Origin of the sequence: Streptomyces sp. Ag109_O5-1, assembly GCF_003814875.1 — a bacterium.
Lineage (GTDB): Bacteria > Actinomycetota > Actinomycetes > Streptomycetales > Streptomycetaceae > Streptomyces > Streptomyces sasae.
Genome location: NZ_RKQF01000001.1, coordinates 429,932 through 448,573, shown reverse-complemented (window position 1 = coordinate 448,573; position 18,642 = coordinate 429,932). Strand labels below are relative to the sequence as shown.

At 71.1% G+C, this 18,642-nt stretch carries 16 protein-coding genes and 3 pseudogenes; 13 read left to right on the top strand and 6 right to left on the bottom strand.

From position 1 onward, the window contains the following. Positions 1 to 3 precede the first annotated feature (3 nt). On the top strand, positions 4 to 1,050 hold the full coding sequence (locus EDD90_RS02025; protein ID WP_123971441.1) for an NAD(P)-dependent alcohol dehydrogenase: 1,047 nt from the start codon (positions 4 to 6) through the stop codon (positions 1,048 to 1,050). 59 nt (positions 1,051 to 1,109) lie between these two features. After that, complete coding sequence (locus EDD90_RS02020) at positions 1,110 to 2,096, top strand: diacylglycerol kinase family protein (protein ID WP_123971440.1); 987 nt, start codon at positions 1,110 to 1,112, stop codon at positions 2,094 to 2,096. Between the two features lie 393 nt (positions 2,097 to 2,489). Here EDD90_RS02020 and EDD90_RS02015 read toward each other — a convergent pair whose 3' ends face one another. Beyond that, positions 2,490 to 4,643 (bottom strand): SpoIIE family protein phosphatase, encoded by a 2,154-nt coding sequence (locus tag EDD90_RS02015; protein WP_123971439.1) that lies wholly within the window; start codon positions 4,641 to 4,643, stop codon positions 2,490 to 2,492. 83 nt (positions 4,644 to 4,726) lie between these two features. On the opposite strand from EDD90_RS02015, the pseudogene EDD90_RS56705 reads away from it, so the two are divergent. From EDD90_RS56705 to EDD90_RS01995, 5 genes and pseudogenes are all read left to right on the top strand, one after another. Next, a pseudogene (locus EDD90_RS56705) lies at positions 4,727 to 4,951 on the top strand (nucleotidyltransferase family protein); the annotation flags it as partial. 20 nt (positions 4,952 to 4,971) lie between these two features. Then, positions 4,972 to 5,172 carry a hypothetical protein gene (locus tag EDD90_RS56700; protein WP_260328825.1) on the top strand — a complete coding sequence of 67 codons (201 nt, stop codon included), beginning with the start codon at positions 4,972 to 4,974 and terminating at the stop codon, positions 5,170 to 5,172. A gap of 83 nt (positions 5,173 to 5,255) precedes the next feature. Beyond that, positions 5,256 to 5,569, top strand: a pseudogene (locus EDD90_RS02005) (transposase); the annotation flags it as partial. A gap of 71 nt (positions 5,570 to 5,640) precedes the next feature. Next, positions 5,641 to 6,734, top strand: a pseudogene (locus EDD90_RS02000) (integrase core domain-containing protein). 288 nt (positions 6,735 to 7,022) lie between these two features. Further along, positions 7,023 to 7,892, top strand: a complete 870-nt coding sequence (locus tag EDD90_RS01995; RefSeq protein WP_123971438.1) for a universal stress protein — start codon at positions 7,023 to 7,025, stop codon at positions 7,890 to 7,892. A 36-nt stretch (positions 7,893 to 7,928) separates the two neighbouring features. Here EDD90_RS01995 and EDD90_RS01990 read toward each other — a convergent pair whose 3' ends face one another. The 3 genes from EDD90_RS01990 to EDD90_RS01980 all read right to left on the bottom strand — a co-directional run bounded on the left by EDD90_RS01990 (position 7,929) and on the right by EDD90_RS01980 (position 10,641). After that, positions 7,929 to 9,164 carry a DUF4032 domain-containing protein gene (locus EDD90_RS01990; RefSeq protein WP_123971437.1) on the bottom strand — a complete coding sequence of 412 codons (1,236 nt, stop codon included), beginning with the start codon at positions 9,162 to 9,164 and terminating at the stop codon, positions 7,929 to 7,931. A 10-nt stretch (positions 9,165 to 9,174) separates the two neighbouring features. After that, on the bottom strand, positions 9,175 to 9,927 hold the full coding sequence (locus tag EDD90_RS01985; RefSeq protein ID WP_123971436.1) for an MBL fold metallo-hydrolase: 753 nt from the start codon (positions 9,925 to 9,927) through the stop codon (positions 9,175 to 9,177). A gap of 87 nt (positions 9,928 to 10,014) precedes the next feature. Further along, on the bottom strand, positions 10,015 to 10,641 hold the full coding sequence (locus EDD90_RS01980; RefSeq protein ID WP_123971435.1) for an alpha-ketoglutarate-dependent dioxygenase AlkB: 627 nt from the start codon (positions 10,639 to 10,641) through the stop codon (positions 10,015 to 10,017). A 123-nt stretch (positions 10,642 to 10,764) separates the two neighbouring features. Here EDD90_RS01980 and EDD90_RS01975 point away from each other — a divergent pair, with 123 nt between their 5' ends. Beyond that, on the top strand, positions 10,765 to 11,391 hold the full coding sequence (locus EDD90_RS01975) for a TetR/AcrR family transcriptional regulator (protein ID WP_123971434.1): 627 nt from the start codon (positions 10,765 to 10,767) through the stop codon (positions 11,389 to 11,391). A 13-nt stretch (positions 11,392 to 11,404) separates the two neighbouring features. Beyond that, a complete protein-coding gene (locus EDD90_RS01970) occupies positions 11,405 to 13,081 on the top strand; it encodes an FAD-binding dehydrogenase (RefSeq protein ID WP_123971433.1) in 1,677 nt (558 codons plus the stop codon). 10 nt (positions 13,082 to 13,091) lie between these two features. Here EDD90_RS01970 and EDD90_RS01965 read toward each other — a convergent pair whose 3' ends face one another. After that, positions 13,092 to 13,439: a DUF488 domain-containing protein gene (locus EDD90_RS01965; RefSeq protein WP_123971432.1), complete on the bottom strand. Its 348-nt coding sequence runs from the start codon at positions 13,437 to 13,439 to the stop codon at positions 13,092 to 13,094. 170 nt (positions 13,440 to 13,609) lie between these two features. On the opposite strand from EDD90_RS01965, the gene EDD90_RS01960 reads away from it, so the two are divergent. The 4 genes from EDD90_RS01960 to EDD90_RS01945 are packed head-to-tail and all read left to right on the top strand — an operon-like array spanning position 13,610 to position 18,378. Beyond that, complete coding sequence (locus EDD90_RS01960) at positions 13,610 to 15,025, top strand: M1 family metallopeptidase (RefSeq protein ID WP_123971431.1); 1,416 nt, start codon at positions 13,610 to 13,612, stop codon at positions 15,023 to 15,025. Positions 15,026 to 15,066: 41 nt separating this feature from the next. Beyond that, on the top strand, positions 15,067 to 15,804 hold the full coding sequence (locus EDD90_RS01955) for a L,D-transpeptidase family protein (protein WP_123971430.1): 738 nt from the start codon (positions 15,067 to 15,069) through the stop codon (positions 15,802 to 15,804). 19 nt (positions 15,805 to 15,823) lie between these two features. After that, entirely contained in the window at positions 15,824 to 16,522 is a 699-nt protein-coding gene (locus tag EDD90_RS01950; protein ID WP_123971429.1) for a response regulator transcription factor, read from the top strand. Beyond that, complete coding sequence (locus EDD90_RS01945) at positions 16,519 to 18,378, top strand: cell wall metabolism sensor histidine kinase WalK (protein WP_123971428.1); 1,860 nt, start codon at positions 16,519 to 16,521, stop codon at positions 18,376 to 18,378. The genes EDD90_RS01950 and EDD90_RS01945 overlap by 4 nt, the downstream gene beginning before the upstream one ends. Here EDD90_RS01945 and EDD90_RS01940 read toward each other — a convergent pair. Further along, the gene (locus EDD90_RS01940; protein WP_123971427.1) at positions 18,371 to 18,625 is read right to left on the bottom strand and encodes a WhiB family transcriptional regulator; all 255 of its coding nucleotides are present in this window, start codon (positions 18,623 to 18,625) and stop codon (positions 18,371 to 18,373) included. The genes EDD90_RS01945 and EDD90_RS01940 overlap by 8 nt on opposite strands. Between the last annotated feature and the right edge of the window lie 17 nt (positions 18,626 to 18,642).

The following is an 18,642-nucleotide window of genomic DNA, read 5'->3' as shown; positions in this document are numbered from 1 at the left end:
GCTATGCGGGCTTTTCAGCTGGTCGGATGGCAGCAACCGCCCGAGCTGCGCGAGGTACCGGTGCCCGAGCCCGGGCCGGGGCAGGTCCTGGTGAAGGTCGGGGGTGCCGGTGCGTGTCACTCAGATCTGCACATCATGGAGGCACCCGGACCACCACCCGGGTTCGCCACGGGACTGCCCTTCACGCTCGGCCATGAGAATGCGGGATGGGTGGAGAAGCTGGGACCGGGTGTCACGGGGTTCGCGGCGGGAGACCCTGTGATGGTCTACGGCCCCTGGGGCTGTGGAGTGTGCGCCAACTGCCGGGAGGGCCGGGAGAACTACTGCCAGAAGGTCAGTGGTCAGGGCGGCGGTCTGGGAGGCGGTCACGACGGCGGAATGGCTGAGTACCTGCTGGTCCCGGCGGCGCGATTCCTGATTCCGCTGGGCACCCTCGACCCGTGCCAGGCCGCCCCGCTCAGCGACGCGGGGCTGACCAGCTATCACGCCGTCAAGCGATCGGTGCACCTGCTGGGGCCGGGATCGACCGCGGTGGTGATCGGGGTGGGCGGTCTGGGCCAGATGGCCATCCAGACGGTGCGAGCGCTCAGCGCGGCGACCACGGTCGTCGCCGTGGACACCGATGCCGGCAAGCTGGAGACCGCCCAGCGCATGGGCGCGGACGAGGTGCTCCTCTCGGGCGAGGAGGCGGTCACGCACATCAAGGACATGACGGGGCAGCAGGGCGCTCAGCTCGTGCTCGACATGGTCGGCATAGACCCGACTCTGCGGATGGCCGCTCAGGTGGCCAGGGTGCTTGGCCACGTGACCATCGTCGGTCTCGGCGGCGGAGCCCTGCCCGTCAACTTCTCGAGCCCGCCGCACGAGTGCTCGGTGGCCTCGCCCTACTGGGGCTCCCTTCCCGAACTGATGGAAGTGATCACCCTCGCCCAGCAGCAAAAGATCAAGATGCTGGTCGAGCACTTCCCCTTGGAACGCGCCCACGAGGCATACCAGCTCCTGCACGACGGCAAGATCCAAGGACGCGCCGTCATCACCCCCCACTCGTGAGTACTGTCATCAAGACGGCCGGGCTGGTGCCGTAGGCCGTAACTGTCGGAGGAAACGTCATGAACGCGTTCCGACCGGTGACAGCTGCGCGGCGGCCGTATCTGATCGTGAATCCCCGTTCGGGAGGCGGGAAGGCGAGCCGGTTCCGGATCGCGGAAAAGGCCCGTGCGTTGGGGGCTCAGGTTCTGCTGCTCGATCCTTCCCGGCCCCAGGACCTCGCGACTGTCGCGCGGCGCGCGGTGGATGACGGTGCGGATCTGCTGGGCGTGGCCGGCGGAGACGGCACGCAGGCACTTGTCGCCGGGGTTGCCGCAGAGGCGGGTCTTCCTTTCGTGGTCATTCCGGCCGGTACGCGCAACCACTTCGCGATGGACCTCGGCCTGGACCGTGACGACCCTTCGGCCGCGCTGGAGGCCCTCACGGACGGCGTCGAGCTGCGCGTGGATCTCGGGTTCGCCGACGGGCGGGTGTTCGTCAACAACGTGTCGTTCGGTGCCTATGCCGCCCTGGTGCAGGACCCGGCCTATCGGGACGACAAGATCGGCACCGTGGTGCGGATCCTCCCGGAATTCCTGGCCCGCCACGAGGGCCCGGAGCTGGTGGTACGCGCCGGGCTGCTCACTGTGGACCGGCCTGATGCCGTGCTGGTGAGCAACAACCCCTACCGGGTCGATGACCCGGCCGGGCTTGCCAGGCGTGCGCAGCTGGACTCCGGGCTCCTGGGGGTACTGGCCGCCAGGGCGGAGACGCCCGCCGAGACGGCCGCCCGGCTGCGAGGTGGACAGACGCACGGCCTGACCAATCTGGCCACCTCTGAAGAGGTTGTCGTCGATGCCGACGTCCCGTTCGTCCCCGTCGGACTGGACGGTGAAGCCGTCACCCTGGCGACTCCCGTGCGGTGCCGGATCAGTCCCCGAACGCTACGGGTATGGGTTCCCCGCCGTCGGCCGGGCGCCGCGCCCGCCGAGCGGCCGCCGGGCTGGGGCACCATCCGGCGGGTGGCCTCGGCTGTCGAGCGAACTGTTCACGGCCGTCATACCGGCTGACCGAAGCCGAACCGGGCAGACGCGCGGACTTCCCCGGTCACGACGTGTTCACACAGCGGTCACCACGTGTGCACACAGCGCGCGGCCCTGGCTGGCAACGCTCCGCGCAGCGCAGCACGTCCCAGACAGAACGGGCAGATGCGGAATCAGCCACGATCGTGGCGGACGACGGTGATCTGGGAGTGATGCCGAGCGGGCGGCGGACGCCGGAGCGAGCGTTGCCGCGGTCGTGCGGCTTTTCGCTGTTCGCCGCTGGCCGGCCGATCCGGCTCCGGAGATCAGGGCTGGGGGTGCGGACGGTGGAACAGGGCGCGCCGCTGGGTGGCGGGGGCCGGCGGCCCGGCTGTCGCCCTCCGCCGATGTCCAGCCGTCACGGCAGCGCCGAAGCCCGCCTCAACAGACCTTCAGCAGGAGGAGGGCGGTGTCGTCGGCACGGTCTCCTGATGGCTGGGCGTGGGCGAGAAGTGTGTCGGCGATGTCGTCCAGCGAGCCGGTGGTTCTGGACAGCACGGCCGCGAGGTCGGTGAGGGCGGTTTCGAAGTCGGTGCCGGGCGTTTCGATGAGTCCGTCGGTGTAGAGGGCCAGGAGGGCGCCGGGACGCAGTGGGATGTCGGTTGTGGGGTACTCCGCCGTGGGGTCGACGCCCAGCAGCGGGCCCGGCGGCGCGGCCAGGATGTCGGTGTGCAGGTCGGGGTGGCGCAGCAGGGGCGGGCAGTGGCCCGCGGTGGCCAGCTGGCCACTGCGGTGGAATGAATCGATGTGCGCATACAGGCAGCTGGCGAGCAGGCCGGGGTCGAGGTCGTGGAACAAGTGGTTGGTACGGGCCAGGACCTCGCCTGCAGTGGCGCCGACGACGGCATAGGCGCGCACTGCGGTGCGCACCTCGCCCATCAGGCTGGCGGCGCTGACACCGTGGCCCTGCACATCTCCGATGACGGCGGCGGCCTCGGTGTCCGACAGGCGGATGAGGTCGTAGAAGTCTCCGCCCACCTCCATGCCGTGGCTGGCGGGCAGATAACGGGCGGCCACGTCGAGGCCGTACATCGTCGGCAGCGTACGGGGCAGCAGGCCGGCCTGGAGACCCTCCGCCAACTGGTGCTTGGCGTCGTACTGCCGGGCGCGGTCCACGGCTTGGGAGATCAGGGCACTGATGGCGGTGAGGGTGGCGCGCTCCTGCAACGTGAAGGAGTGGGGTTGCCGGTAGCCGACCACACAGACTCCGAGGTACTGGCTGGAGGCCATGAGCGACAGCCATGCCCATGCGCCCATGTCGTCGTCGATGGAGGCGCTCTCGGGATACGCCGCACGCAGCTCGTCCCGGTCGGCGAAGAAGGACGGAACCCCCTGGGGCAGCCCCCAGGACGGTGCGCCGGTGGTCAGCCCGGGGAGCGGGAGGTCGGAGGCAAGGGGGGCGTGGTCGACGAGGTCCACCAGCTCCGGGCTGAAGCCGTGGTGGCCGACGACTCGCACCCGGCCGGCCTCTGCGACCAGCAATGCGAAGGCGTGCGCGTTCAGGGAGACCAGAAGGTGGCTGGCCACCAGCTCCACGACCTCGTCGACGGACGCCGCCGCGGCCAAGCCGCCGGAGAGCTGCATCATGTGGTAATGGGCGTCCAGGCTGGCGGGGCCCGGCGCCGCCACGGTACCGAGGGCCAGTTCGTCCCGGCTGTCGGGAGCGCCGGCAGGAGCGGAGATACGCAGGCTGACACCGGTGCGGTCCGGGTATAGCTGGAGCAGCAGTTCTCTGCCGGTGCGGGGCTGTTTCACCGTGTAGGACGTCGGGAGCTGGCTCGCGAGTGCGGCCTTGTACCGCAGTCGGTAAGGCGCGGGAGCCAGCCACGGCACGGCTTCCCACACGCGGGCACCCAGCAGGTGCGGGATGCTCTCACCCAGAAGGTCGGCCGCAGTGTGGTCGGCGAAGGTGACCCGCTCCCTCACGTCAAGCCGGCAGGCCCCTTCGGGAAGAGCGGCTATGAAGTCAGCTGTGGCCTGAGGGTCAGCCGGTGTCGAGGGATGCGTGGGTGTCGGCGGCAGCAGACGTGCCGTGAGACCGGGCTGCAAGCAGTTCCCAGCCGCGGCGGCGTCCTGCAGGAGCACGGCGATGCAGCGGGCTGCGGTGGTGAACCGGCCGCGTGCGCGTGCATCCAGAGCGGACGATTTCTGAGAGAACAGCAGCAGCATGGCACCCCACACGCGGGAGCCTGCCACGATCGGCGTCGCCGCAACGGCGCCCACGAAGGGGAAGGTCAGGGCCAGCTGGGGATAGCGGCGGGCGAACTCTTCGCCGGAAGCGACCCACACCAGATGCCGCTGGAGTATCGCCTCTGCAAGGGGGCCGTCGGCTACGGCAGCCACCCGTAGACGTCGCAGCAGACCGACAAACCCGGTGGGCATCCCGAGGCTCGCATCCAGGACCAGGACTCCGCCGCCGGGCTCGAGCAGGAAGAACGCTCCCGCGTGCGCACCCGTACCAGCCACCGTCCGGGCCACTATCTGATCCAGCAGCTCCTGGACGGCAGCGGGCTGCAGGTCCTTGCCATTGGCCATCCGCTGCGCTCGCTTCGCGGAGTCGTGCGCCTCCTCTGCATGATAGGCGGGGCGGTGCGGGCCCGCTGCCCGCGGCGAGCGGTCCCCACTGGTACGTGACGGCGGGTTGCCGGTTCCAGACGATGTGGAACGGGGTCACCGGCAGGCCTCCGACCAACGGCATCAAGGACTACGACGTCTTCTGCTTCGAAAGCGGCGACCTCTCCTGGGAAGCAGAGGACGCCGTGATCAAGGCAGGTCAGGAGGTGTTCGCCGACCTGCCGGCCGAGGCGGAGATCCGCAACGAAGCCCGCAGCATCTCTGGCACGGTCGGCCGAGCCAGGCCAAGATGGACCCCCGTCGCAGCGGACCTGGGGCGGTCACCCACGCCGCGGTCGCCGAACGCTCCGATGACGGCCCGGCCACGGTCGGCCGCCACTGGCCGCAGCAGCATTTCCTTCCCGGCCACAGTCTGACCGACTCCGACAGCAGCGGGCGGGTCGTCGACACATTCGCCACGGCGAAGCCCGGGACCGTCTTCCCGCTCTAGTGCTCTGACCACGTAGGTTCGCCGGGATGGGTGTCCGAGCGGTTGGATGAGCGGTGACGTCCGATCCGATCGCTGGGGGTGGGGTGGCTGAGCCTGTCCGTGTGCGCAGGTTGACTGGCCAGGAGGGGCAGAGGCTGCAGCAGATCGTGCGCCGGGGCAGCACCAGCTCGGTGCGCTACCGGCGCGCGATGATGCTGTTGGCTCGGCCGGCGGGAACCGAGCCCCGGTGATCGCCCAGCTGGTGCAGGCCGACGATGACACCGTGGGCGATGTGATTCATCGGTTCAACGAGATCGGCCTGGCCTGCCTGGACCCTCAGCGGGCGGGAGGCCGTCCCCGCCTGCTCGCTCCTGACGACGAGGACTTCGTCATCCAGACGGCCACCACCCTGCCGCTGCCGAAAACCTCATCCATCCTGGTGGGAGGCGGTGTGGCGGCGAGCCGGGTACTGCGGGAACATGACCGACCGTGCTGCTGCGACTGACGTATCTCGCTGTGACGAACGCGTTCGCGATGCTGCGCCTGCTGCCTATGAGCGACCACGGCAAGGACATCGAGCCCCTTGCCCTGCGCCATCAGCTCATGGTGCTGGAACGCCAACTCGGCAAGGAGAGAGCACGGTTCGCTCCGGGCGACCGGGCGTTCCTGGCCGTGCTGCTGCACCGTCTCCCGCGTGGCGTGCTGCGCCAGGTGCGGCTGCTGGTGCCCGATACGGTGCTGCGGTGGCACCGCGACCTGCTCGCGCGCCGACACACGGCCCGTTCCCGGCGGGGCCGCCCGGGCCAGCCCCGCACTGTGCGCTCCGTCCGTGTCCTGGTGCTGCGTCTGGCCCGGGAGAATCCCGGTTGGGGCTACCGGAGAGTGCATGGCGAACTGCTCGTCCTGGGCGTGCGGGTGGCTGCTTCCACGGTATGGCAGATCCTGAATGGGGCCGGGATCGACCCCGCGTCCGAACGGAGTTCCAGCAGGTGGGGAGTTTCCTGCGTTCCCAGGCCGGCGCCCGTGTGGCGTGCGACTTCTTCGAGACGGTCACCCTGACCGGGGCGCGGCTGTACGTGTTCGCGGTGATCGAGCACGCGACCCGCCGGATCCGGGTCCTGGGCGCCGCGACGGCGCACCCGACCGCCTCCTGGGTGGTACAGGCCGCGAGGAATCTCGTCATGGACCTTGAGGAGTCGGGCTGCCGGGCACGGTTCCTGATCCGGGACCGGGACGGCACGTTCCCCGAGTTGTTTGACAGCGTCCTGGAAGACGCAGGGATCGAGGTCGTACCCAGCGGCATCCGTATGCCGCACATGAACTCGATCATGGAACGCTTGGTACAGGTCTGCAGACGGGAGTTCCTGGACCGAACGCTGATCTGGAACCAGCGCCTCCTCCACACCCTGCGCGAGTTCGAGGACTTCTACAACTCCCACAGGCCGCATCAGGGCATCACCGACACCCGCCCGCTGCAACCGCTCCCCACACCGATCACCGACCCGGACGCCGTCGCCCACCTCGACATACGACGACGCGACCGCCTCGGCGGAATCCTCCACGAGTACGAACATGCCTCGTGACCTGCACGGACGAGCTTTCCGGCAAGAGCAGCCTTATGTCAAGGGTCAGTGTCCACGGTCATGATGACGGTCCGTGCTGCGTCGGCAGCCTGTGCCATACGTCTCCCACCCCGAGCCGTTGGTTCCACGGGACGGCGGTCCCTCCTGGAGGAGCGCGCCCACCGCGCCGGTTCCCGCCCATCGTATGTTCGATCGCCCGCCTTCGCTCTTGTACGCCCGTGCCCACCTCGTACCCCGCAGTGCGGAAGACTGATCACGCACACGCGGAACCGACGAGGAGGCCGGTGCATGACACGCCCGATCACGGCAGGGGTCGACGGTACGGAGGAGGGCCTCGCCGCTCTGGACTGGGCGGCCCGGGAGGCGGTGCGCCGGGGGCTGCCGCTGAGAGTGGTGCATGCCTGGCGGTACGAGGAGCACGAGGCGCTCGGCGGTGACCGGGAGGCCCAGCGCGGGTGGGTGTCCGAGGGCGTGGCCGAGTCGGTCCGGGCCGTCACCGGGCGGCATCCGGACCTCTCGGTGGGTGTCGACGTCGTGGAGGGCGGCCCGGTCGAGGTGCTCGTCGACGCGGCGGCCGGATCCGAGCTGCTGGCGCTGGGCTCGCGCGGGCACGGGCGGGTCGTCGGGTTCCTGCTGGGCTCCGTCGGCCAGCAGGTGATCGCCGAGGCCGCCCGCCCGGTCGTGCTGGTGCGCGCCGGGGACCGGCCCACGGCGGAGGCCGCCGGCCGGGAGGTGGTCGTGGGCCAGCAGGGCGGGCCCGAGGACAGCGCGGCGGTGCTGGAGTTCGCGTTCCGGACGGCGGCGGCCCGCCGGGCCACGGTCCGGGTCGTCCGGGCCTGGACCCTGCCGCCGGTCTTCGCCTACAGCCCGGGGTCGATGAAGCTGCTGGACGAGGCCGGCGGTCTGGAACCCTACGAGAAGAAGGCGCTGGCCGAGGCGGTACGGCCGCTGCGGGAGCGGTTCCCGGACGTGCCGGTCGCCGAGCACGTGGAGATGGGCAGCGCCGGACAGGTGCTGCTGGCGGAGGCCGGGCGGGCCCAGCTGATGGTGGTCGGCCGGCGCGCCCACCGTACGGCCGTCGGCGCGCGCACAGGTTCGGTCGCGCACGGGGTGCTGCACCACGCCGACTGCCCGGTGGCCGTGGTGCCGCACGACTGACCCGCTTCAGGACCCACTCCCGGGCTCACCCCGGGCTCATTCCGGAGTGACCGGCTCCAGGGTCTCCCGTGCCTTCGGCAGCACGTTCTCGATGTAGTCCTCGACCGCCTTGTCCAGGCCTATGTCGTGCTGCGCCCGCTCGGACAGGTACCAGCGGTGTTCGAGCAGCTCGTGGTAGATCTCGGCCGGGTCCATGGATCCGCGCAGCTCCAGCGGTACGGCCCGCACGGTGGGGCGGAAGACGTCCCGCACCCACCGGTGGGCCAGCACCTCGGGGCGGGCGGCGAGGGGGTCGCCCGGGGCGTAGTCGTCCTGGGTGGCCATCCAGCTCTCCAGGTCGTTCAGCAGCCGCCGCGCCTGGTTCTCCTCGGCGTCCAGGCCGGTCAGCCGCAGCAGCTGGCGCTGGTGGTGGCCGGCGTCGACGACCTTCGGCACGAAGGTGACGGTGTCGCCGTTGGAGGAGTGTTCGATCTGCATCTCGGCCACGTCGAAGCCGAGGTCGTTGAGCCGCCGGATCCGGCGCTCGATGTAGTGGTACTTGCCCGCCGGATACACCGAGGTGCGGGTCAGCTCCTGCCACAGCTCGCCGTACCGGGTGCAGATCTCGAACCCGAACTCGATCGGGTCCAGCGACGGGTGCAGCGCCCCCGACGCCTCCAGGTCGAGCAGCTCCCCGCTGATGTTCACCCGGGCCAGATCGAGGTCGTACTCCCGCTGCCCGTTGCTCAGCTGCGCATGCAGGTCGCCGGTCTCGGCGTCCACCAGATACGCCGCGTAGGCGCCCGCGTCCCTCCGGAACAGCGTGTTGGACAGGGAGCAGTCGCCCCACGCGAACCCGGCCAGGTGCAGTCGTACGAGCAGCACGGCGAGGGCGTCCATCAGGCGGTGCATGGTGGCCGGGCGCATGGTCGTCTCGAACATCGAGCGGTACGGCATCGAGCCGCCCAGGTGCCGGGTGACCAGCACCGACTCCAGCGGGGCGCCCTCCGCGTCGGTCCGGCCCGTGATCACCGCGAGCGGGTCGACCGCGGGGATCGTGAGCCGGTCCAGGTCGCGCAGCAGCTCGTACTCGCGCAGCGCCGGGCGCTCCGCCAGCTCCTTCACCGCGATGACCTCGTCGCCCGCGCGGGCGTAGCGGACCACGTGCCGGGAGATACCGCGGGGGAGCGGCACGAGGTAGTCCTCGGGCCACTCCTCCAGCGGGACGTCCCAGGGGAGTTCGAGCAGGAGCGCGGGGTGCTCCGGGTTGGTGGCGCTGATCTGCAATGCCATGGCCCGAACCTTAGACGGCGCGTTCGCGGGCCTGCTGGGCGGCCGCCTTCACGGACCCCCGGTGCAGCGGCCCGTGGCCGGGCAGCAGCGCGTCGGCGTCGAGGGCCGCGATGAGGTCGAGCGAGGCCACGGCGCGGGCGCGCTCGTGGTGGAACATGTCGGGCAGCAGCTGCGGGCCCTGGATGCGCGAGGTGCGGTGGCCGCTGACCAGGGCGTCGCCGGAGATCACGACGCCGGCGTCGGGCAGGTGGTAGACGGTGTGCCCGTCGGTGTGGCCGGGGGTGTGCACCGGGACCGGCCGGCCCGGCAGGTCGAGGGGGCTGCCCTCGGCGACCGGGAACGCCTGGGGCGCGGTGACCGGGTGCTGCTCGGTGCCGCCGACCCTTATCACGTGCACCAGCCAGGGCACCACACCCGGCCGCCAGGCGTTCTTCAGCACGTCGCCGACCGCCACCTGCTGGAGGAAGTCCCGCCGCGCGTGCGGCACTTCGGCCTCGTGCAGATAGACCGGGGTGCCGTGCGCGTCGCGCAGGTACTCGGCCGAGCCGAGGTGGTCGTTGTGCGCGTGCGTGATCAGGACGGCCGTGACCGCCTCCGGTGAACTGCCCACCTCCGCCAAGGAGCCGAGCAGCCCCTCCCGGTCCCCGGGGTAGCCGGTGTCCACCAGGGTGACGGCGTCACCGTCCTTCAGGATCACCCAGTTGGTGTGGTGTCCGTGCACCAGATAGGTGCCCTTGCCGACTTCGTGTACCTCGGCCCGCATTGATCTCTCCGGCTCGCCCGTTGGTGCAGATCGAAACGGAGGACAGCCAACCACACGGAGCGGTGACCCCGTTGCCGGGCACCGGGGTCACCGCACCCCCTGCGGCCGGAACTGGACACTGATCCGCGGGCCGGCCGCACGCGCCGTCTTCGGCACGCAGTGCTCCCAGGTCCGCTGGCAGGAGCCGCCCATCACGATCAGATCCCCGTGTCCCAGCGGGCGCCGGACCGAGGGGCCGCCGCGCAGCGGGCGCAGCAGCAGATCGCGGGGTGCGCCCACGGAGAGGATCGCGACCATGGTGTCCTCTCGGGCGCCCCGGCCGATCCGGTCGCCGTGCCAGGCGACGCTGTCGCGGCCGTCGCGGTAGTAGCAGAGCCCGGCCGTGGTGAACGGCTCGCCCAGCTCGTCGGCGTAGTGCCGGGTGAGCGCGGTCCGGGCCTCGGTGAGGACGGGGTGCGGGAGCGGGTCGGCCGCGCCGTAGAAGGCGAGCAGCCGCGGTACGTCCACGACGTTGTCGTACATCTGCCGGCGCTCGGCGTGCCAGGGGACGTCCGCCGCCAGCTGTTCGAACAGCGCGTCGGCGCCGCTCAGCCAGCCGGGCAGCACGTCGATCCAGGCGCCGGAGCCCAGCTCGGTACGGCCGATGCCGTCGAGGGGGCCGAGCCGCAGCGCGTCGGTCTGGTCGAACAGGGAGCCCTGGAGGTGCGTGGCCATGAAGCCAGCGTACCCCCTAATCGAAAATATGTTCCCTTTGATCGCCGGCCATCGGAAGGCGTCGCGGGACTTTCGATACGTTCATGTATCCGATACATTTCTGTATCGAATGGAGGTCAGGACATGGCGGTGGACGGTGGGCCCCAGCGCGTGACCCGGCGCCGGGTGCAGACCCGGGCCCGGCTGCTGGACGCCGCGTTCACCGTGTTCGCCGCCAAGGGCTTCGGGCGGGTCTCCATCGAGGAGGTCTGCGAGGCCGCCGGGTTCAGCCGGGGCGCCTTCTACTCCAACTTCGCCACCCTCGACGAGCTGTTCTTCGCCCTCTACCGGGACCGCGCCGACCTGATCGCCCGGCAGGTCGCCGACGCGCTCGCCGGCGACGCACCCGACCTGGACGTGCCGGCTTCCGTGGACCGGGTGACCGACGTACTGCTCCTGGACGTGGACTGGCTGCTGGTGAAGAGCGACTTCCTGGTGCACGCCGCCCGGGACCCGGCCGTCGCCGAGGCCCTCCTCGACCACCGCGCCCGGCTGCGGCAGGCCATCGCCGACCGGCTCGCCCGGGCCCGCGGCCACACCCCGATCCCCGCGGTGCTCGGGGACGTCGACGGCGCCGCCCACGCGGTGGTCGCCGCGTACGACGGGGTCACCGTCCAACTGCTGCTCGACAAGGACGTGGACCGGGCCCGCGCCTGGCTCAAACAACTGCTCACCGCGCTGCTGACCGACGGCAGCACCCGATTCGGATAAGAAAGGCGTCGCCATGGACGCGGACGTCATCGTCGTCGGAGCCGGCCTCGCCGGCCTGGTCGCGGCGCACGAACTCACCAGCAGGGGCAGGCGCGTCGCCCTGGTCGACCAGGAGAACGCCGCCAACCTCGGCGGCCAGGCGTTCTGGTCCTTCGGCGGGCTCTTCCTCGTCGACTCGCCCGAGCAGCGCCGCCTCGGTATCAAGGACTCCTTCGACCTTGCCTGGAGCGACTGGCAGGGCAGCGCGCAGTTCGACCGCAAGGACGACGAGGACTCCTGGGCGGTGCGCTGGGCCCGTGCCTATGTCGAGTTCGCGGCGGGGGAGAAGCGGCCCTGGCTGCAGAGCCACGGCATCAGCCTGCTGCCGACCGTCGGCTGGGCCGAGCGCGGCGACCTGCGGGCCGACGGGCACGGGAACTCCGTCCCCCGCTTCCATGTCACCTGGGGCACCGGCACCGGTGTGGTCGAGCCCTTCGCCCGGTATGCCAAGCAGGCCGCCCGCGACGGACTGCTCACCTTCCACCATCGTCACCAGGTGGACGAACTCGTCATCGAGGACGGCGAGGCACGCGGGGTGCGCGGCACGGTCCTGGCCGCCGACGACTCACCGCGCGGGGTCGCCTCCAACCGCGACCGCATCGGCGACTTCGAGCTCACCGCCCAGGCCGTCGTCGTCACCACCGGTGGCATCGGCGCCAACCACGGCATCGTCCGCCGCTACTGGCCGGAACGTCTCGGCACACCCCCCGCCGAGATGGTCACCGGCGTCCCCGCCTACGTGGACGGCCGTATGCTCGACATCAGCGCCGAGGCCGGCGTCCGCCTGGTCAACCGCGACCGCATGTGGCACTACACCGAGGGCATCCAGAACTGGAACCCCATCTGGCCCGGCCACGGCATCCGCATCCTGCCCGGCCCGTCCTCGATCTGGCTCGACGCCCTGGGCCGCCGCCTCCCCGATCCCTGCCTGCCGGGCTACGACACCCTCAGCACCCTCAAGTACCTGCGCACCACCGAGGACATCGCCGGGTACGACCACTCCTGGTTCGTCCTCACCCGGAAGATCATCGAGAAGGAGTTCGCGCTCTCCGGTTCCGAGCAGAACCCCGACATCACCGCCAAGGACCGCAAGGCCGTGCTCCGTGACCGGCTGCTCGGCAAGGGCGCGCCCGGCCCGGTGCAGGCCTTCCTCGACAAGGGCGCGGACTTCGTGACCGCGAACTCCCTGGACCAGCTCGTCGAGAAGATGAACGGGCTCACCGACAAGGCGCTGCTCGACGCGGCCGAGGTGCGTCGCCAGATCGTCGCCCGCGACCTCCAGATCGGCAACTCCTACAGCAAGGACTCCCAGGTCCAGGGCATCCACAACGCCCGCCGCTACATCGGCGACCGCCTGGGCCGGGTCGCCACCCCGCACCGCATCCTCGACCCGGCGGCCGGCCCGCTGATCGGCGTCAAGCTGCACGTCCTCACCCGCAAGACCCTCGGCGGCATCCAGACCGACCTGGACTCCCGCGCCCTCGGCGCCGACGGCAAGCCGATCGGCGGGCTGTACGCGGCCGGCGAGGTGGCCGGCTTCGGCGGCGGCGGTGTGCACGGCTACAACGCGCTGGAGGGCACGTTCCTCGGCGGCTGCCTGTTCTCGGGGCGGGCGGCGGGCCGGGCCGCGGCGAAGCAGACGGCCAAGTAGACGGCGTGGCTCATTCCGTGAGGAGCCGCGCCAGCACACTGGCGTGGCTCTCCTCGGGCGTCCTCGACGCGGTGAGCAGCGTGACCTTGCGCTTCCGGACCGTCTTGCGCAGGCCGTCGAGGAGTTCGGCGGCCTCGGGAGCGTCCAGCTCCGCCTCGTAACGGCGGGTGAACTCCTCGTAGGACCCGCCCTCGTGGAACCAGCGGCGCAGCTCGTTCGACGGCGTCAGCCCCTTCGGCCACTCGTCGACGTGCGCGTGCTCCTTGGACATCCCGCGCGGCCACAGCCGGTCCACCAGGACCCGCACCCCGTCCGCCGGCTCGGGCGATTCGTAGATCCTGCGGACGCGCACGCTCACGGTCGGGCACCTCTCGGCTCGGTGACGGTGCGGCGAGCGTACGCGGCGGGCCCGCGGCAGCGGCCGCCGACGCGGCGCGACTTGACCTGAATGAGGGGCATGCCGCCGCGCCGCCGCGCCTAGTCTGTGGGCCTGCGATTGATCATCGTGTACCCCTTCAAGGAGCGAATGTGCAGGTTGCCAACAGCAGACGGACCGCGGTCCTCCGCCGCGACGCGGTCCTCGCCACCGTCCCGGTCGCCGTGGCGGCCCTGCTCGCCGCCGCCGGACCGGCCTCGGCGAGCACGATCGGAGCCTCGGGCGCGGGCGACCCCTACTTCCCGCTCAGCGGCAACGGCGGATACCACGTCAGCCACTACGACCTGACGCTGCGCTACGACATCTCCTCCCGCCACCTCGACGGCAAGGCCGTCCTCACAGCCCGTGCCACCGAGAAGCTCACCCGCTTCGACCTCGACCTCAACGGCCTGAAGGTCACCCGGGTGACGGTCGACGGACGGACGGCCCACTTCAGCCGCAGCGGACAGGAACTCGTCGTCACACCGTCGCGTGCGCTGGCGAAGGGCCGGGAGTTCCGGGTCGCCGTCAGCTACAACGGCACCCCCAAGCAGGTCACCGACCCGGACGGCTCGGCCGACGGCTGGATCGCCACCGACGACGGCGCGTTCGTCGCCGGGGAGCCGCAGGGCGCGATGACCTGGTTCCCGGCGAACAGCCACCCCAAGGACAAGTCGTCGTACGACTTCACCATCACCGTCCCCAAGGGGAGCACGGCCGTCGCCAACGGCGTCCTCCTCGGGCAGCACACGGCCCAGGGCCGGACGACCTTCCGCTGGCGGCAGAGCGAGCCGATGGCCGCCTATCTCGCCACCGCCACCGTCGGCAAGTTCAAGGTCGAGCAGTACACCACCCGGGACGGGATCAAGGTGTACAACGCGGTCGACCCGAGAGAGGCGAGCGGGTCGGCGGCCGTGCTGAAGAAGCTGCCGTCGGTGCTGGAGTGGGAGAGCAAGCTGTTCGGGCCGTACCCGTTCCGGTCCGCCGGGTCGATCGTCGACCACGCGCCGAGCGTCGGGTACGCGCTGGAGACCCAGGGCCGGCCGCTCTACGACTCCGCACCCGACCTGAGCACGCTCGTCCACGAGAACGCCCACCAGTGGTTCGGCGACTCCGTCTCGCTCACCGCCTGGAAGGACATCTGGCTCAACGAGGGCTTCGCGACGTACGCCGAGTGGCTCTACAGCGAGCAGCACGGCGGCGACAGCGCGCAGAAGGCGTTCGACGCGCTGTACGCCAAGCCGGCGAGCGACGAGTTGTGGGCGTACCCGCCGGGGGACCCCGGGAGCGGCGAGAACATCTTCGGCACACCGGTGTACGCGCGGGGCGCGATGGCGCTGCACGAGCTGCGGAAGGCCGTGGGGGACCAGGTGTTCTTCCGGATCCTGCGGGCCTGGGCGAGCGAGCACCGGTACGGGCACGGGACCACCGCGGAGTTTGTGAAGCTGGCCGAGGGGGAGTCGGGTAAGGACCTCGGCTCGCTGTTCCACACGTGGTTGTACGAGAAGGGCAAGCCGAACCAGGCCTGAATCCTGACCACTTCCTTACAAATCTCGGTCACCCTCGTTTCATGATCCAACGCAGAACCGCCGTCGCCCTCCTCGCCTCCCCCCTCCTGCTCTCCGGTTGCGGGGGAGGCGCCGAGGCCGCGCCGAGCCGGTCGGACGACGACCGGGCGGCGCGGACGACGGCTTCCCCCACACCCGAGAGCAGCCCGCAGGCCCAGGGCATACCGGGGCTCGGGCCCAGGACCACGGCCGCGATACCCGAGCGGGCGGAGCAGGTCGTCGTCGCCGGCGGGCGGGGCAAGGACTCCCCGCTCTCCACCGTCGTCCTGTACGAGCGGGACGACGACACCTGGCAGCCCGGCGCCAGTTGGCCCGCGCACAACGGCAGGGACGGCTGGAGCGAGCACCACCTCGCCGGAGATCTGCGCTCACCCGTCGGCGTCTACGGACTGACCGACGCCGGGGGCCTGCTCACCGACCCCGGGAGCAGGCTGCCCTACCACCAGTCCTACGGCTTCCGCTCGCCCGGTACCGGTTTCGAGGGCGAGCCGCTGGAGGGCTCCTTCGACTACGTCGTCGCCATCAACTACAACCGTCAGCCGGGCACTTCACCGCTCGACTGGACCCGGCCGATGGGCGCGAAGCGCGGCGGCGGGGTCTGGCTGCACGTCGACCACGGCGGGCCGACGCACGCGTGCGTCAGCGTCGCCAAGGCGCATATGAAGGAGCTGCTGCGCACTCTCGACCCGGACCGGCATCCGGTCGTCGTCATGGGATACGCCGACTGGCTCGCCCAGTAGGCGCTTAGGATCCGATCCCGTGTGCGCACATGTGCTGGTCGCCGAGGACGACGAGATGCAGGCCGAGCTGATCCGGCGGTCCCTGCTGGCCGAGGGCCATACCGCGACGGTGGTCCACGACGGGGCCGCGGCGCTGGACGCGGCCCGACGGCTGGGGCCCGACCTCGTCGTCCTCGACCTGATGCTCCCGGTGATCGACGGCTTCGGCGTGTGCCGGGTGCTGCGCGGCGGCGACCCGGAGATCCCGGTGCTGATGCTCACCGCCCGCTCCGACGAGGACGATGTGCTGCTCGGCCTGGAGCTGGGCGCCGACGACTACATGACCAAGCCGTACAGTCCGCGGGAGCTGATGGCCCGGATCCGGACGGTCCTGCGGCGCAGTGGGCGGGCCGCGGAGGTGCGGGAGGAACCCGCCGTGACCGCCGCCGGGATCAGCGTCGATCCCGTGCGGCACGAGGTGCGCTGTGACGGGGTGCCGGTGGAGGTGACCCCGGCCGAGTTCCAGATCCTGCTCGCCATGGCCGGGGAGCCGGACCGGGTGTTCACCCGGCGGCAGTTGCTGCAGTGCACCAGCGGATTCGACCGGGCCTCCACCGAACGGGCCGTCGACGTCCACGTCATGAACCTGCGCCGGAAGATCGAGGCCGATCCGCGGCGGCCGGTGCGACTGGTGACCGTGTTCGGGGTCGGCTACAAGCTGAGCGGCGGCCGGCCGTGAAGCCCCGGATACCGTGGCGCAAACGGCTGCTCGTGCGGCTGCTGTTCACCTCGGTGCTGATCGCCGTGTGCTCGGTGGCCGCCACCGCCTGGCTCGCGGTGACCACCACCACCAGCGCGCTGGAGGAGGAACAGGGGCAGGACCTCGCCGCCGACAACAGGATCCTCGCGCAGCTGAGCGGCTACGCGGCCGTCCATCCCGACTGGACCGGGGTCCGGCGCACGGTCCGGACGCTGGCCGCGAAGACCGGCCGCAGGATCGCGCTGACCACCGCCGACCGCACGCTGATCGCCGACTCGGCAGGCCAGGGCACCCCGTTGCCACCCCGGCCGGCCGCAGCCGTGGACCCCCTGCACACCGACACCTACACCGAACTCGGCGCCCAGCTCAGCGGCATCGACCCGCGTGCGGTGGGCCCGTTCCGGCTGACCGCGCCGGAGCGCGAGAAGCTGGACGCGGTCGCGAAGAAGGTGCAGGAGTGCTACGACCGCGTGGGTATCGGGGTCACCGTCCAGCACACCCCGAGCGGGCGGCCGCATGTCGTCGTCGACGACGAGAGGGACGCTCCCCTCGAAATCAAGATCGGGTGCGGCAACTTCTACGGCGAGTCGACGGCCGAGACGAGAGACGCGCTCGACTACCCGACCTCGACCGAGACCAAGGCGCTCACCGCGCTGACGGACCTGGCCCGCCCCTGCCTCCAGGCCAGGGACATGGACCTCGGCGGCCCGCTCTCCCTCACCTACGACACCACGGGACGCAACCCGGTCTCCGGCGGTTTCCTCGTCACCAAGAAGAGGACCGAGCGAGGGACGGACCAGAACGCGAAGAACTGCATCACCAACGCCCGGCGCATCCAGCTCGAACCGTATGTGGCCCCCGCCGCCGAACTCTTCCTCGGCATCGGCGACCAGGTCGCACCCCGCTTCGACATGTCCCGGGCCAACAAGACCAGGATCGTCGGCGCCGCTGGTCTGGTCCTCGCCGTCACGGTCGCCGTCACGGCGGTGGTCGCCACCCGTCTGGTACGACCGCTGCGCGCGCTGACCCTCGCCGCGCAGCAGCCGCCCGAACTGCACGTACGGGCGCCGGTGCGGACCCGGGACGAGACCGGGCTGCTGGCCGAGGCGTTCAACGACCTCACCGAGCGCCGGGAACGCCTGGAGGAGCAGCGCAAGGCGATGGTCAGCGACATCGCCCATGAACTGCGCAGCCCGCTCACCAACATCCGGGGCTGGCTGGAGGTCACCCGGGACGGTGTGGTCGACCCCGACCCGGCACTGCTGTCCTCGCTGCACGAGGAGGCACTGGTCCTGCAGCGGATCATCGACGACCTCCAGGACCTGGCGGCCGCCGACGCCGGCACCCTGCGTGTGCACCGTGAGCCGGTCCGCGCCGCCGACCTGCTCGACCAGGTCGCCGCCGCCCACCGGGTCGCCGCCGACGCGGCCGGGGTCACCCTGCTGACCGATCCCGACGGCAGCGCCTGGCTCGACGCCGACCCGGTGCGGATGCGGCAGGCACTGGGCAACCTGGTCTCCAACGCGATCCGGCACACCCCCGCCGACGGCACCGTCACACTGGCCGTCCGCCGGGACGGCGACGACGTCGTCCTCACCGTCACCGACACCGGGCAGGGCATCGCGCAGGAGGACCTGCCGCACGTCTTCGAACGGTTCTGGCGCGCGGAGAAGTCCCGCAGCCGGCGCACCGGGGGCAGCGGCCTGGGCCTGCCGATCGTGCGGCACCTGATGGCTGCCCACGACGGCACCGCCGAGGTACGGAGCGAACCCGGCAAGGGCGCCGAGTTCACCCTGCGGCTGCCGGGGGCGGCCGAGCCGGCCGACGTCAGCTGAACCGGCGCGCGGCCGGCTGCCGGCGCCGGGCCAGCAGCCGGCGCTCCGCCTCGGTCGTGCCGCCCCAGATGCCGACGGTCTGCTCGGTCTCCATCGCCCAGCGCAGGCACGGCTCCTGGGCCGGGCAGCGCTCACAGACGGCCTTCGCCCGCCGCGTCTGGTGCAGTGACGGGCCGGTCGTGCCGATCGGGAAGAAGAGGTCGGGGTCCTCGGCGCGGCATGCGGCGTGCTCTCGCCAGTCGTCCATCGAAGTCACCTGCCATC

Bases quoted from the DNA above. Each gene is read 5' to 3' on its own strand.
- EDD90_RS01995 (WP_123971438.1), top strand. From the start codon at position 7,023: ATGACACGCCCGATCACGGCAGGGGTCGACGGTACGGAGGAGGGCCTC.
- EDD90_RS02025 (WP_123971441.1), top strand. From the start codon at position 4: ATGCGGGCTTTTCAGCTGGTCGGATGGCAGCAACCGCCCGAGCTGCGC.
- EDD90_RS02020 (WP_123971440.1), top strand. From the start codon at position 1,110: ATGAACGCGTTCCGACCGGTGACAGCTGCGCGGCGGCCGTATCTGATC.
- EDD90_RS01955 (WP_123971430.1), top strand. From the start codon at position 15,067: ATGATCCAACGCAGAACCGCCGTCGCCCTCCTCGCCTCCCCCCTCCTG.
- EDD90_RS02015 (WP_123971439.1), bottom strand. From the start codon at position 4,643: ATGGCCAATGGCAAGGACCTGCAGCCCGCTGCCGTCCAGGAGCTGCTG.
- EDD90_RS01990 (WP_123971437.1), bottom strand. From the start codon at position 9,164: ATGGCATTGCAGATCAGCGCCACCAACCCGGAGCACCCCGCGCTCCTG.
- EDD90_RS01975 (WP_123971434.1), top strand. From the start codon at position 10,765: ATGGCGGTGGACGGTGGGCCCCAGCGCGTGACCCGGCGCCGGGTGCAG.
- EDD90_RS56700 (WP_260328825.1), top strand. From the start codon at position 4,972: ATGGACCCCCGTCGCAGCGGACCTGGGGCGGTCACCCACGCCGCGGTC.
- EDD90_RS01980 (WP_123971435.1), bottom strand. From the start codon at position 10,641: ATGGCCACGCACCTCCAGGGCTCCCTGTTCGACCAGACCGACGCGCTG.
- EDD90_RS01970 (WP_123971433.1), top strand. From the start codon at position 11,405: ATGGACGCGGACGTCATCGTCGTCGGAGCCGGCCTCGCCGGCCTGGTC.
- EDD90_RS01985 (WP_123971436.1), bottom strand. From the start codon at position 9,927: ATGCGGGCCGAGGTACACGAAGTCGGCAAGGGCACCTATCTGGTGCAC.
- EDD90_RS01940 (WP_123971427.1), bottom strand. From the start codon at position 18,625: ATGGACGACTGGCGAGAGCACGCCGCATGCCGCGCCGAGGACCCCGAC.